Genomic DNA, 14,403 nt, shown 5'->3' with positions numbered 1-14,403 from the left:
TCCGTTCACCCTGCTGCACTCAGATCATGCGCTTCACACCTGACTTTCTTGATGAGATCCGCGCCCGGCTTCCCGTTTCGGAAGTGGTGGGCCGTCGGGTCAAGCTGCGCAAGCAGGGACGCGAATTTGCCGGGCTTTCCCCCTTCAATGCGGAGAAGACCCCATCCTTCTTCGTCAATGACCAGAAGGGCTTTTACCACTGCTTCTCCTCTGGAAAGCATGGCGATATCATTGATTTCCTGATGGAAACAGAGGGCTTGCCCTTTGGCGAGGCTGTCGAGCGTCTGGCCTCCATGGCGGGCCTGCCTCTGCCGGAAACCACCCCGGAAGCCACTGCACGAGAGCAACGCCGTCACACTCTTCATGAGGTGATGGCGCTGGCCACCCGTCATTTTGAAGAAACGCTCCAGTCCCGCATGGGCGCAAAGGCCCGAGGCTATTTGCAGGATAGAGGACTGGGCCCGGCCACGCAGCAGCGCTTTCGCATGGGATATGCCGCCGGCGAACGCTTCCACCTCAAGGAGACGCTGGGCAAGGCCGGCATATCAGTCGGCGATATGGTGGATTGCGGCCTGCTGATCGCCGGCGACGATATCCCCGTACCCTATGACCGTTTCCGCGACCGGGTGATGTTTCCCATCACCGATATGCGCGGGCGGGTGGTGGCCTTTGGCGGCCGGGCGCTGGAAAAGGATGTTCCGGCCAAATATCTGAATTCGCCGGAAACCCCGCTCTTTCACAAGGGCTCTCTGCTCTATAATGGCTTTTCCGCGCGCACCGCAGCCCGCAATGGGGCGCGTGTGGTGGTGGTGGAAGGCTATGTTGATGTCATAGCCATGGTGGAAGCCGGCTTTGAAGCCGCCGTCGCACCACTGGGCACGGCCCTGACAGAAGAGCAGCTGCAACTGCTCTGGCGTATGAGCGATGAGCCCCTGCTGCTGTTTGACGGCGACAAGGCCGGGCGACGGGCCGCGCACCGGGCCATGGATATCGCCCTGCCTCACCTGAAGGCCGGCCGCAGCCTCGCCTTCGCCACCCTGCCGGAAGGGCAGGACCCTGATGACCTGATCCGCCGGACCGGACGCTCAGGCATGGAAGAGGTGCTGGCGCAAGCCCGCCCGCTCGCCAGCGAATTGTGGCTGCGCGAGAGCGAGAATGCCCAGCTCGATACGCCCGAACGCCGGGCCGCGCTGGAAACTCGCATCCATGAGTTGTCCGCCACGATTGCCGATGAAACCGTCCGCAAGCATTATCGACAGGATCTGATGAACCGGATGCGCGCCCTGCTGATGCCCGGCAGTGCGCGCGAGGGCGGGCGCGGCAGTTGGCAGGGATCGGGCTGGCAAGGTGGTGGACGGCAGGGTAGCGGCTGGCAAGGCGGCGGCAATCGCCGTCAGGGTGCAGGGCGCAAGGGACAGGCCGGCAGGCAGGATGGAGCCGGCCCGCATGTGCCACGCGGTGGCGAGATCGGCCAGAGCGCCCTGGTGCGCGGGCCAGTGGCCAGCCTGCCCCGCAATGAAGCCCTGCTTTTGCTCTGCCTCATGAACCACCCCTTCCTTCTGGAAGAGCAGAGCGAGGAAATCGCCGCCCTGCCCTTCGCCAATCCAGAGGCTGAACGTCTGCGCAATGCTCTGCTGGCCGCCTCCATGGAAGAGGGCGAATCAGGAACATCGACACAGATGGCCGGAGAAAGCGATTTCCCCCCCTTCTGGCGTGCGGAACCGGAGCTGGATGCGCTCGCAAAACGGGTTGAAGCGCTGGCAAACCGCCGGATGGACTGGCCAGCCTATCCCGATGCCTCAAAAGAAGATGCTCTCATATGGTGGAACCAGCGCCTGGCCTTGCATCACAAGGCTCACGCGCTATCTAGAGAATTGAAGGAAGCAGAACGCAGCCTGGGCGAAGATCCGAGCGAGGCGAATTTTGCCTGGTTGTGTGATGTGCAGCAGCGTCTTTCCACGCTGGAGGGAACAGAAGCCCTGATAGAGGGGTTTGGTGTTTCATCCGGGCGGGGGGTGGCGCGTTCCATATGAGCCCTGCACAGGTGGCGGGGCGCCGGATGACAAACAGGGCGGAAGCTGTGCAACCTCAAATGTTGAGGTATTTCTTCCGCAAGTGCAGCAGTTTGCCACGCCTGTTCAGGCCGGCTTAACTGATTTGGCGTTTAAGGGGCAGAAGAAGCCAGTGCCCCGGCCAACAGGATGGGGCGATGGCGGTTTGATACCGCATCGCCATTTCGTCGCTGAAGGCGACGAGTTCAGCAGGAGAAGTCCATGGCGAAACAATCTGCCGAGACGACCGAGGCTCCGGAGAAGGAGAATGACGGCCCCGACGGCCCGTTGCTCGACCTCTCGGTTGCGGCCGTCCGGAAGATGATCAACACCGCCAAGCGCCGTGGCTACGTGACCCATGAGCAACTCAATGCGGTGATGCCCTCGGATGTGACCTCATCCGAGCAGATTGAAGATATTCTCGCCCTGCTGAATGACATGGGTATCAATGTCATCGAAGGTGAAGAGAACGACGACAATCACGAGGAATCCGAAAGCGAAGAGCAGGAGGAATCCGAGGGCGGCGAAGTCGCCCCCACCTCGTCCCGTGCTGTCGCCAAGAGCGAGACCAAATCCGAGCCATCCGAGCGCACGGATGACCCGGTGCGCATGTATCTGCGCGAGATGGGCTCTGTGGAGCTCCTCTCCCGCGAGGGCGAAATCGCCATCGCCAAGCGCATTGAGGCCGGTCGCGAAGCCATGATCGCCGGCTTGTGCGAAAGCCCGCTGACCTTCCAGGCCATCATCATCTGGCGTGATGAGCTGACGGAAGGGCGCGTGCTGCTGCGCGACATTATCGACCTTGAGGCCACCTATGCCGGCCCCGAGGCCAAGGCCCCGACCAATCCCGACAATGCCCAGTCCTCGGAAGAGGGCGAGGATGGGGAGATGGGCGATAATGACAACGCTGATAATGACGACGACGATATGGAAAATTCCATGTCGCTGGCGGCCATGGAAGCCGAGATCAAGCCGAAGGTTCTGGAAACCTTCGACAATATCGCCTCCTCCTATACCAAGCTGCGCCGTCTTCAGGATCAGAATGTCGAATCCAAGCTGAAGAACGAGACGCTCTCCCCCGCGCAGGAGCGCAAGGCCAAGAAGCTCAAGGAAGAGCTGGTGGCCGACATGAAGAGCCTCTCGCTCAATCAGGCCCGTATCGACGCGCTGGTTGACCATCTCTACGGCATCAACAAGCGCCTTGTCTCCATGGAAGGCCGCCTGCTGCGTCTGGGCGAAAGCTATGGCGTGAAGCGCGACGACTTCCTGAAGAACTATCTGGGTTCGGAGCTCGACCCCAAATGGGTGCTGCGCATCTCCAAGCTCGGCACCAGGGGCTGGAAGAATTTCGTCGCCCACGAGAAAGACGCGATCAAGAGCCTGCGCGGGGATATCCATACGCTGGCCACCGAGACGGGGCTCGAAATCGCCGAGTTCCGCAAGATCGTGCAGATGGTGCAGAAGGGCGAAAAGGAAGCCCGGCAGGCGAAGAAGGAAATGGTGGAGGCCAATCTGCGCCTCGTCATCTCCATCGCCAAGAAATACACCAATCGCGGCCTGCAATTCCTGGATCTCATCCAGGAAGGCAATATCGGCCTGATGAAGGCGGTCGACAAGTTCGAGTATCGCCGCGGCTACAAGTTCTCGACCTACGCCACATGGTGGATCAGGCAGGCCATCACCCGCTCCATCGCGGATCAGGCCCGCACGATCCGTATTCCGGTGCATATGATCGAAACGATCAACAAGATCGTGCGCACCTCGCGCCAGATGCTGCACGAGATCGGCCGCGAGCCGACCCCGGAGGAGCTGGCCGAAAAGCTCAGCATGCCGCTGGAAAAGGTGCGCAAGGTGCTGAAGATCGCCAAGGAGCCGATCTCCCTCGAAACGCCGATCGGCGACGAGGAGGATTCCCATCTCGGCGATTTCATCGAGGACAAGAATGCGGTGCTGCCCATCGACGCCGCCATTCAGTCCAATCTGCGCGAAACCACGACCCGTGTGCTCGCCTCCCTCACCCCGCGTGAAGAACGTGTGCTGCGCATGCGCTTCGGTATTGGCATGAATACCGACCACACGCTGGAGGAAGTGGGCCAGCAATTCTCGGTGACGCGTGAGCGTATCCGCCAGATTGAAGCCAAGGCCCTGCGCAAGCTGAAGCACCCTTCCCGCTCGCGCAAGCTGCGGTCGTTTCTGGACAACTGATCCGGCCCCATGGCCCGAAGGAAAGGCGGCAGCAATGCCGCCTTTTTCATATCCAGTTCAAAAGGTGAGCGGGCGCCCCCCGTCGAAGCGGCAGAACGGGCCCGTATTTGCCGCTGGAATACGCAGCCTGCCTGAATTCAAGCCACCACCTCCAAAAGCTTGCCCCTCGCGATTGCGCCGGCTTTGCGTTATTGCTGGGAGCTCATCTTTCACAACGGCGGAACTGTCCCGATATGCCCGTTGTCCGCAAGCGCAAGCCAAACCGCACTATCACCGAGCCCTTTCTCGGCCAGCAGCTCAAAACCGAGATGCACGAGATCGCCAAAGCACACCAGGGCAATGGGCTGGAATTGCGCAACGCCATTGTTGGCCTGCTGAAGGAAGCCATGCAGCAGGCCCGCACCGAGGCCGAGCGCCTGCTGTTTGAAGATGGCTGCGGGCGGTGCTGCTCCATGCGCCTGTCGGCTTTTCAGGACGCCATGATTGCCGGCCTGTTCGAGATCGCGACCACCTATCTCTATCCGGCGGACAACCCCTCCCGCTCGGAGCGCATGGCCATTGCGGCCGTGGGCGGCTATGGCCGCGGCATGATGGCGCCGGGATCTGATACGGATATTCTCTTCCTGCTGCCCTACAAGCAGACGGCATGGGGTGAGAGCGTTACCGAAGCCATTCTCTACATGCTGTGGGATCTGGGCCTGAAGGTGGGCCACGCCACCCGTTCGGTAGATGAATGCCTGCGGCAGGCCCGCGCCGATTTCACCATCCGCACCTCCATTCTCGAGGCACGCTATCTGGTGGGCGACAAGGCGCTGTTCGCGGATCTGGAAGAGCGTTTCGCCAGAGAGGTGGTGCAGGGCACAGCGGCCGAGTTCGTCGCGGCCAAGATGGCGGAGCGGGAAGAGCGGCTGCGCCGTTCGGGCCAGTCCCGCTATCTGGTGGAGCCCAATGTGAAGGATGGCAAGGGCGGCCTGCGCGATCTGCACACGCTGTTCTGGATCGCCAAATATGTCTATCAGGTGCGCACCACCAACCAGCTTGTCGCGAAGGATGTATTCACGCGGGAAGAGGCGCGCCTGTTCACCCGTTGCGAGAATTTCCTGTGGTCGGTGCGCTGCCATCTGCACTTTCTCACCGGGCGTGAGGAAGACCGGCTCTCCTTCGATCTTCAGCGCGAAATGGCCCGGCGGCTGGGCTATACGGAGCATCCCGGCCAGAAGGATGTGGAGCGCTTCATGAAGCACTATTTCCTCGTGGCGAAGGATGTGGGGGATCTGACCGCCCTGCTCTCCGCCGCGCTGGAAGCCCGGCAGGACAAGCAGGTGCCCGGCCTGCGCGGGCTGGTGGAGCGGCTGCGCCCCGGCTCCCGCCGCACCGTGCTGAAGAGCAACCCGGATTTCGTGCTGGATCACAACCGGCTGAATGTGGCCGACCCGGAGGTGTTCAACCGCGACCCGGTGAACCTTCTGCGTCTGTTCCACATTGCCGATGCGCGCAATCTGGCCCTGCACCCCGATGCCATGCGACTGGCCACGCGCTCGCTCTCGCTCATCAATGGCGCATTGCGCGAGAACCCCGAAGCCAACCGGCTGTTTCTGGAAATTCTTGCCTCAAGGAATGACCCGGAAACCGTGCTGCGCCGCATGAACGAGGCCGGGGTGCTGGGGCGCTTCGTGCGCGAGTTCGGCAAGATTGTCGCCATGATGCAGTTCAACATGTACCACCATTATACGGTGGATGAGCATCTGCTGCGCTGCATCGGCATTCTGGCGGAGATCGAGCGGGGCGACAATCCGGAAAACGGCCTCGCCAACGAGCTGATGCCCACGGTGAAAAACCGCACCCTGCTCTATGTGGCCATGCTGCTGCATGATATCGCCAAGGGCCGGCCGGAAGATCACTCCACCGCCGGCGCGCGCATCGCCAAACGTCTGTGCCCGCGTCTTGGCCTCAGCGCCTCGGAAACAGAAACCGTTGCCTGGCTGGTGCAGGAACATCTGGTGATGTCCACCATCGCCCAGTCGCGCGACCTGTCAGACCGCAAGACCATCGAGAAATTTGCTTCCGTCGTGCAATCTCTGGAACGGCTGAAACTGCTCACCATCCTCACCACGGCGGATATCCGCGCGGTAGGGCCCGGCACCTGGAATGGCTGGAAATCCGAGCTGCTGCGCACCCTCTATTATGAGACTGAGCCGGTTCTCACTGGCGGTTTCTCGGAGGTGGACCGGGCGCGGCGCGTGGCCGCGGCGCAGGGGCAGTTCCTCCACGCCATGTCTGCGGAATGGCCGGAGAAGAAAGTGGATGCCTATATCAAGCACCACTACCCGGCCTATTGGCTGCGCACGGATCTGGACACCCAGATGCGCCATGCCCGCTTCATCGACGCCGCAGAAGGTGCCGGCAAGACGATCGCCTCCAAGGCCCGGCTGGAGCCGGAACGCGGCGTCACCACGCTCACCGTTCTGGCGCCTGACCATCCCAAACTGCTCTCAATGATCGCCGGGGCCTGCGCTACCGCCGGCGTGAATATTGTGGATGCACAGATCTCCACCACCACCAGCGGCCTTGCGCTGGATGTGATCGCCATTCGCCGCGCCTTCGAACAGGATGAAGATGAGGAGCGCCGCGCCAGAAAGGTCTGTGAAACGGTGGAGCAGGCTCTGGCCGGGGCGATCCGCCTGCCGGAGATGATGGCCAGAAAGCTGCCCAAGGGCCGGCGCACCTTCTCGGTGGAACCAGAGGTTTCAGTCAATAATGCCTGGTCCAACCGCCATACCGTGGTGGAAGTGACAGGGCTGGACAGACCCGGCCTGCTGTTCCAGCTCACCAACTGCATTTCCCGGCTCAATCTCAACATCGCCTCGGCCCATGTGGCGACCTTCGGCGAGCGGGCGGTGGACGTGTTCTATGTCACCGATCTGACTGGCGCGAAAGTCACGGCGGCCGCCCGCCAATCCGCCATTCGCCGGGCGCTGGTCAGCGTGTTTGAACGGCCGGATGATGAGGACGCCACCCCTCGCCGGGTGGCTGGCCGGCGTTAGAGCCGCAGACAGGCGCGGGGCGCCCCGCGCCTGTTCCCATCCCCGCTCCAGCTCCCGGAAAAGGCCATGGTCGCGGCATTCCGGCCACATGCAGGCCTTTTCAGCCTCTCACAAGGCGGGAGGGATTTTATATGGCTGTGCATATTGCCAGCTTGGTATAAGTTCAAACGGCTTCCCGGTGTTGTGTATGGGGAAGCAGGTTCGAACCTGTCGCGGCATACGGACGGCAAATCGCACCCTGAGAAGGTGCCGTGCATTTTTGCCTTGCCCCCCGGCCGCAACGGTGCGACCACTCCGCCAGCCTGAAGCGCCATGCGCGGCGGGAAGAACATGCAGCAAGGCCCCGCCCTGCCATTCTTTCCCGGCCCCTGCGCGGAAATGTGCGCCACAAGGCCTGCATGACGCACACCGGATGCTTTTCCGGCCTCTGCGCCCTCTTTCATCTGGCCGCCCCGCGCGGCGGCACGAAGACCGAACATGACCCTGGACCCGAGCCTTCTTGATCTTTCAGACGACCCAGCCTCCATCCGGGTGGTGGTGGCCATGTCTGGCGGGGTGGACTCATCCGTGGTGGCCGGCCTTCTCGCACAGGCCGGTTATGATGTGGTGGGCGTGACCCTCCAGCTTTATGACCATGGCGAAATGGCCCATCGCAAGGGCGCCTGTTGCGCCGGGCAGGATATTTACGATGCTTCGGAAGTAGCCCGCACACTGGGCATTCCCCACTATGTGCTGGATTATGAAAGCCGCTTCCGCGAAGAGGTGATTGATCGTTTCGCGGATAGCTACGCCTCCGGCATCACCCCCATTCCCTGTGTGGACTGCAATCGCACGGTAAAATTCCGCGATCTTCTGGCCACCGCCGAGGATCTGGGCGCGCAGGTGCTGGCCACTGGCCATTATGTCTCCACCCGCGCCCTGCCGGACGGACGCCGCGCCCTGTATCGCGGGGCCGACGACAACCGCGACCAGAGCTATTTCCTCTATGCCACCACCCCGGCCCAGCTTGCAAAGCTGCGCTTCCCGCTGGGCGGCATGAGCAAGGATGAGGTCCGCGCCCTCGCCCTTTCCATGGGGCTTGAGGTGGCCGACAAGCCCGACAGTCAGGATATCTGCTTCGTGCCAGGCGGCAATTATGCCGAGGTGGTGGAGCGCCTGCGCCCTGAAGCGGCGGAGGCTGGCGATATCGTGCATCTGGACGGGCGTGTACTGGGCCGCCATCGCGGTGTGCTGCATTACACCATCGGCCAACGCAAGGGACTGGGCATCTCCACGCCCGAGCCGCTCTATGTAGTGGGTATTGATGCCGCCCGTCGTGAGGTGCGTGTAGGCCCGCGTGAGGCGCTGGCCGTGCGCACCATCCACATTCAGGATGTGAACTGGCTGGGTGATCTGCCCTTTGAAACCGCCTGCGCTGAAGGGGCGAAGGTTCATGTCAAGGTACGCTCCACCCGCCCGCCCATTCCGGGCCGGCTGGGCATGGGCGCAGATGGTGAGCCCCGCGTGTTTCTTTCCGGTGGCGAGGAAGGCGTGGCGCCGGGTCAGGCCTGCGTTTTCTATGATGCGCCAGGCTCTGGCGCGCGCCTGCTGGGTGGCGGCACCATTCTGAAAGCCGAGCGCCCTGCGCCGGCCTCTGCTGAAACATTATCAACCGAACTGGCATAGACAATGGCCGAACCGGCAAGCACGGCCGGGCCCGCTGGCAACGCGCCGCACGGGCAAATGCGGGACAGGGCGGAGAGAGGTGAAGATGGCTGTACATTACGATCTTGAAGGCCAGAAAAAGGCCTATGCCAAATGGGCGCCCATCTATGACAAGGTCTATGTGAAGCTTCTCGCCGATGCGCAGCGCAAGGCGGCCACCACCGCCGCCCGCTGTGGCTCCAACATTCTGGAAGTGGGCGTGGGCACTGGGCTGGTGCTGCCCTATTATCCGTCGCACTGCCATGTCACCGGTATCGACCTTTCGGCCCAGATGCTGCGCAAGGCTGTCGAAAAGAAGGTGCAGCGCTCGCTTGGCCAGGTGGGACTTCTGGCCGCCATGGATGCCTGCAATCTGGGCTTTGCCGACAACAGCTTCGATGCCATCACCGTGCCCTTCGTCATCACCCTCGTGCCTGATCCTGAAGGCGCGCTGGATGAAATGCACCGCGTGCTCAAGCCCGGCGGCGAAATCATCGTGGCCTCAAAGCTCGGCGCAGATGAAGGCCCCGTCATGCATATTGAGCAGGCGCTGGCCCCACTGGTGAAAAAAGTGGGCTGGTCCATCGCCTTCAAGGCCAGCCGGCTGCGCAACTGGGCGGCCCGCTACCCGGATATGGAAGTTGTTGATATTTCACCTGTCTTCCCCGTCGGCTTCTTCAAGCTGGTGCGGATGCGTAAAAAGGTGCTGTGAACAGCGCACGCTTTTTGCCGTCTCTTTCTTGACAGATACGGACGGGCGTTCGTATATGCCGGTCTCTGCTGGTGCGGTGCTTCGCACCAGCCCGGTCGTGGCAGCGTAGCTCAGTTGGTGAGAGCGCCGGATTCATAACCCGGAGGTCGGCGGTTCAAGTCCGCCCGCTGCTACCACTTCTTCCCATTCGTCACCTGTGGTCTTTATCGCGGGAAGAGCCCTTCCGAAGCTTCTCCTTCCTTGGTGCGCAGATCTGCCCGATGGCGGCCCAGCCTGCTGATATGCGCCAGCCTCACCCGAGAAGACATGCAGATCCGCCCCGCCAGCCCCGAAGATGCCGACGCCATCTGGTCCATCATCGGCCCAGTTATCCGTGCGGGTGAAACATACGCCCTTCCCCGCGACATGAGCCGCGCAGAAGCCCTCGCCTACTGGATGGGCGCGGACAAGGAAGTCTTCGTGACGAAAGAGGAAGGCGCAGCGGCAGAGGTTCTCGGCACCTATTACATGCGCCCCAACCAGCCCCTTCACAGTGGCGGCGAGCATGTGTGCAATTGCGGCTTCATGGCCAGCGCACAAGCCGGCGGCCGGGGATTGGGGCGAGCCATGTGCGCCCATGCGCTCGCGCATGCTCGCACACGCGGCTACAGGGCCATGCAGTTCAATTTCGTGGTCAGCACCAATCTGCACGCCATCCGGCTGTGGGAGGCGCACGGCTTTGAAACGGTGGGCCGCCTACCGCGCGCCTTCATGCATCCACACAAGGGTTATGTAGATGCCCTCGTCATGTATCAGGAACTGTGAGCCGACACGGCTTCAGCCCTGTTCGCGGCCAGCGCGAATCCATTCGATGATGCCAGAGAAATCCTTGCCCTCATGGCCTTCCTCGGCAAAACGGGTGTAGAGCGCGGTCGCCGCCTCACCCAGCGCAGTGGATGCGCCAGCCCCCTGCGCCGCCGCCTGCGAAAGCCGCAGATCCTTCAGCATCAGCGCGGCGGCGAAGCCCGGCACATAGCCACGATTGGCCGGGCTGGCCGGCACCGGCCCTGGCACCGGGCAATAGGAGGTGAGCGACCAGCACTGGCCCGATGAGGTTGAGGCCACATCAAACAGGGCCTCATGCGAGAGGCCCAGCTTCTCGCCCAACACGAAGGCCTCGCTGACCGCAATCATCGAAATGCCGAGGATCATGTTATTGCAGATCTTCGCGGCCTGCCCGGCGCCATCGCCCCCGCAATGCACCACCTTGCCGCCCATCACATCCAGCACCGCATGGGCGGCAGCGAAGGTCGCGTCCGCACCACCCACCATGAAGGTGAGCGAACCGGCCTCCGCCCCGCCGACACCGCCCGAAACCGGCGCATCCAGGCTGGCATGTCCGGCCTTCTGCGCCGCCTCGTGAAAGGCGCGGGACGAAGCGACATCAATGGTGGAGCAATCAATGAAGAGCGTGCCCGTGCCCGCCTGCGCGAACAAGCCACCCTCCCCCGTCAGCGCGCCCAGCACATGTTTGCCGGAAGGCAGCATGGTAATCACCATCTGCGCATCTTCAACAGCGCTGGCGGCATTTTCCATCACGCTGATGCCCCGCGCCCCGGCCTGCGCGCAGGCGGCAGCGGAAAGATCAAAGCCTGTCACCTCATGGCCGGCCTTCACGAGATTGGCGGCCATGGGCACACCCATATTGCCGAGACCGATAAATGCAATTCTGGCCATTTTATCCTCCCTGAGATGAAGCCCGGGCCCGCTTCTGAACCTGTTCTTGTGATTATAGCCAAGGCATTGAAGCTGTTTTCTCAGCCGTTTCTGGCAATCAGCTCCCGCGACACAATCAGCCGCATGATCTCGTTGGTGCCCTCCAGAATCTGGTGCACACGCAGATCCCGCACGATTTTCTCGATTCCATAATCGGCCAGATAGCCATAGCCACCATGCAGTTGCAGCGCCTCGTTCGCGACGGCGAAGCCACTGTCGGTGGCCACACGCTTGGCCATGGCACACAGGCGCGTGGCTTCCGCCCCCTTCGTCACATCGGCGAGTTTGGCGTCCAGAGCCGCTGCCGCGCGCCACAGGAAAGTGCGCGCCACTTCCAGATCCGTCGCCATGTCGGCCAGACGGAACTGAAGCGCCTGGAAGCCATCCAGCGTTTTTCCGAAAGCTTTGCGCTCGCGCATATAGGCCAGCGTACGGTCCAGCGCCGCCTGCGCCCCGCCCAGAGAGCAAGCCCCGATATTCAGCCGCCCGCCATCCAGCCCGGACATGGCGATGGAGAAGCCTTCGCCCTCCGCACCCAGCCGGTTGGCCACCGGCACCCGCGCGCCTTCAAACATTACCGCGCGGGTAGGCTGCACATTCCAGCCCATTTTCTTTTCATTCACGCCGAAGGAGAGGCCGGGCGTTCCCTTTTCCACCACCAGTGCGGAAATGCCCTTCGGCCCATCACCGCCCGTGCGTACCATCACCACATAGATATCAGCATCGCCCGCGCCGGAGATGAACTGCTTCTGACCCTCCAGAATGTAGTGATCGCCCTCCCGCACGGCGCGGGTTTTCAGGGCGGCGGCATCCGAGCCCGCACCCGGTTCAGTGAGGCAGTAGGAGGCCAGTTTCTCCATGCTGCACATGGCGGGAACCCACTTGCGACGCTGGTCGTCAGTGCCAAAGCGGTCGATCATCCATGTCGCCATGTTATGGATGGAGAGATAGGCAGAGGTGCCGGGGCAACCTTCGGCCAGCGCCTCGAAAATCAACGCTGCATCCAGCCGGGAAAGGCCGGAGCCGCCGACATCCTCGCGCACATAGATGCCGCCCATGCCCAGCGCCGCCGCCGCCCGCAGGGTCTCCACCGGAAAGTGCTTCTTCTCATCCCATTCCACGGCATGGGGGGCGATTTCATCCTGTGCGAAACCGCGCGCCATATCGCGAATGGCCTGTTGTTCCTCGTTCAGGGAAAACATCCCGTCTCCTCTGCCTGCTGCATCCATGCTCTGGTTCCGGCCCACCCGGCGCATTACACCAGCAGCCTGGCCACAAGGAAAATGCGCCGGAATCAATGGCCGGACCATAACCGGCCCTGTTCGTCGCGCAGAACACGCCTGGCGCGTTCCAGAGCGGAAAAGGCCAGCCCGTGCCGCCGGTCGGGGGATGAGCCGGCGGCACTTCAGGCCTCACCCCATGGTGGGGATCACGAAATCCGCCCCATCCTTGATGCCGGAAGGCCAACGGGAGGTGACAGTCTTGGTTTTGGTGTAGAAGCGCACGCCATCCGGCCCGTGCTGGTTCAGATCGCCGAAACCGGAGCGCTTCCAGCCGCCGAAGGTGTAATAGGCCAGCGGCACCGGAATGGGCACATTGATGCCCACCATGCCCACATCCACCTTGGCGGCGAAATCGCGGGCAGCATCACCATCGCGGGTATAGATGGAAACGCCATTTCCATATTCATGCTCGGTGGGCAAGCGCAGCGCCTCGCGATAATCCGCCGCGCGGACAATGGAGAGCACAGGGCCGAAGATTTCTTCCTTGTAGATGCGCATATCCGGCGTTACTCGGTCGAACAGGCAACCGCCCATATAGAAGCCGTCCTCATACCCCTGAAGGGTGAAATTGCGGCCATCCACCAGCAGTTTCGCCCCTTCACTCACGCCCGCATCCACATAGGATTTGACGCGGTTGAGCGCCTCCCGCGTCACCAGCGGGCCGAAATCGGCGGCCAGATCGGTGGAAGGGCCAACCTTCAGCGCCTCCACGCGGGGCACCAACTTTTCCACCAGCCGGTCTGCGGTCTCCTCGCCCACCGGCACCGCCACGGAAATGGCCATGCAGCGCTCACCCGCCGAACCGAAGCCCGCACCGATCAGCGCATCGGCGGCCTGGTCCATATCGGCATCCGGCATGATGATCATATGGTTCTTGGCGCCGCCAAAAGCCTGCACGCGCTTGCCATGGGCCGAACCGCGCGCATAGATATATTCCGCGATGGAGGACGATCCCACAAAGCCCACGGCCTTGATATCCGGGTCATCCAGAATGGCATCCACCGATTCCTTGTCGCCATTCACCACATTGAGAATGCCCGCCGGCAGGCCGGCTTCCATCATCAGTTCCGCCAGACGCATGGGCACGCCCGGATCGCGCTCGGAGGGCTTGAGGATGAAGGCGTTACCGCAGGCGATGGCCGGTCCGAATTTCCACATGGGAATCATGGCCGGAAAGTTGAACGGGGTGATGCCCGCCACCACGCCCAGCGGCTGGCGCATGGAATAGATATCAATGCCGGGGCCAGCGCCTTCGGTATAATCCCCCTTCATCAGATGCGGAATGCCGCAGGCGAATTCCACCACTTCAAGCCCGCGCTGAATATCGCCCTTCGCATCAGGAATGGTCTTGCCATGCTCGCGGGCGAGAAGTTCCGCCAGCTCATCATAATTGCGCTGCACCAAATCCAGAAACTTCATGAGCACACGGGCGCGACGCTGCGGATTGGTGGCGGCCCAGGCCGGCTGGGCCGCCTTCGCATTTTCCACCGCCGCACGCAGTTCATCCGCACTGGCCAGCGCCACCTTGCCGATGACCTCCCCCGTCATAGGCTGGAACACATCGGCCGTACGGCCAGATTTGCCCGCCACATGCTGGCCACCGATGAAATGTCCGATCTCGCGCATGGGTTCCTCCTCCAGATATCGTGCAGCCTTGCCCGGCATATCTG

9 protein-coding genes and 1 tRNA gene are annotated in these 14,403 nt (G+C 62.3%); 7 read left to right on the top strand and 3 right to left on the bottom strand.

Annotated elements, in window-relative coordinates:
• Positions 1 to 26 precede the first annotated feature (26 nt).
• The 7 genes from dnaG (at position 27) to ACT6QH_RS13940 (ending at position 10,499) form a co-directional block, all read left to right on the top strand.
• Entirely contained in the window at positions 27 to 2,033 is a 2,007-nt protein-coding gene (dnaG, locus tag ACT6QH_RS13970) for a DNA primase (RefSeq protein WP_444975437.1), read from the top strand.
• A gap of 240 nt (positions 2,034 to 2,273) precedes the next feature.
• Positions 2,274 to 4,256 carry an RNA polymerase sigma factor RpoD gene (gene rpoD, locus ACT6QH_RS13965; protein WP_444975436.1) on the top strand — a complete coding sequence of 661 codons (1,983 nt, stop codon included), beginning with the start codon at positions 2,274 to 2,276 and terminating at the stop codon, positions 4,254 to 4,256.
• Between the two features lie 233 nt (positions 4,257 to 4,489).
• On the top strand, positions 4,490 to 7,300 hold the full coding sequence (locus ACT6QH_RS13960; protein WP_444975435.1) for a [protein-PII] uridylyltransferase: 2,811 nt from the start codon (positions 4,490 to 4,492) through the stop codon (positions 7,298 to 7,300).
• Between the two features lie 477 nt (positions 7,301 to 7,777).
• Positions 7,778 to 8,965: a tRNA 2-thiouridine(34) synthase MnmA gene (gene mnmA / locus ACT6QH_RS13955; RefSeq protein WP_444975434.1), complete on the top strand. Its 1,188-nt coding sequence runs from the start codon at positions 7,778 to 7,780 to the stop codon at positions 8,963 to 8,965.
• Positions 8,966 to 9,050: 85 nt separating this feature from the next.
• Positions 9,051 to 9,695, top strand: a complete 645-nt coding sequence (locus ACT6QH_RS13950) for a class I SAM-dependent methyltransferase (RefSeq protein ID WP_444975433.1) — start codon at positions 9,051 to 9,053, stop codon at positions 9,693 to 9,695.
• Positions 9,696 to 9,794: 99 nt separating this feature from the next.
• Positions 9,795 to 9,871 (top strand) — tRNA-Met (locus ACT6QH_RS13945).
• A gap of 130 nt (positions 9,872 to 10,001) precedes the next feature.
• Positions 10,002 to 10,499 carry a GNAT family N-acetyltransferase gene (locus tag ACT6QH_RS13940; RefSeq protein WP_444975432.1) on the top strand — a complete coding sequence of 166 codons (498 nt, stop codon included), beginning with the start codon at positions 10,002 to 10,004 and terminating at the stop codon, positions 10,497 to 10,499.
• Between the two features lie 12 nt (positions 10,500 to 10,511).
• Here the strand turns inward: ACT6QH_RS13940 and mmsB are convergent, their stop codons facing one another.
• From mmsB to ACT6QH_RS13925, 3 genes are all read right to left on the bottom strand, one after another.
• Positions 10,512 to 11,411, bottom strand: a complete 900-nt coding sequence (gene mmsB / locus ACT6QH_RS13935) for a 3-hydroxyisobutyrate dehydrogenase (RefSeq protein ID WP_444975431.1) — start codon at positions 11,409 to 11,411, stop codon at positions 10,512 to 10,514.
• A gap of 80 nt (positions 11,412 to 11,491) precedes the next feature.
• Complete coding sequence (locus ACT6QH_RS13930; RefSeq protein WP_444975430.1) at positions 11,492 to 12,652, bottom strand: isobutyryl-CoA dehydrogenase; 1,161 nt, start codon at positions 12,650 to 12,652, stop codon at positions 11,492 to 11,494.
• 210 nt (positions 12,653 to 12,862) lie between these two features.
• Complete coding sequence (locus ACT6QH_RS13925; protein WP_444975429.1) at positions 12,863 to 14,359, bottom strand: CoA-acylating methylmalonate-semialdehyde dehydrogenase; 1,497 nt, start codon at positions 14,357 to 14,359, stop codon at positions 12,863 to 12,865.
• Between the last annotated feature and the right edge of the window lie 44 nt (positions 14,360 to 14,403).

It is taken from the genome of Haloleucobacter albus (assembly GCF_052492075.1).
Note: the sequence above shows the minus strand (reverse complement) of the source record. Positions and strands in the feature narration are given on the sequence as shown.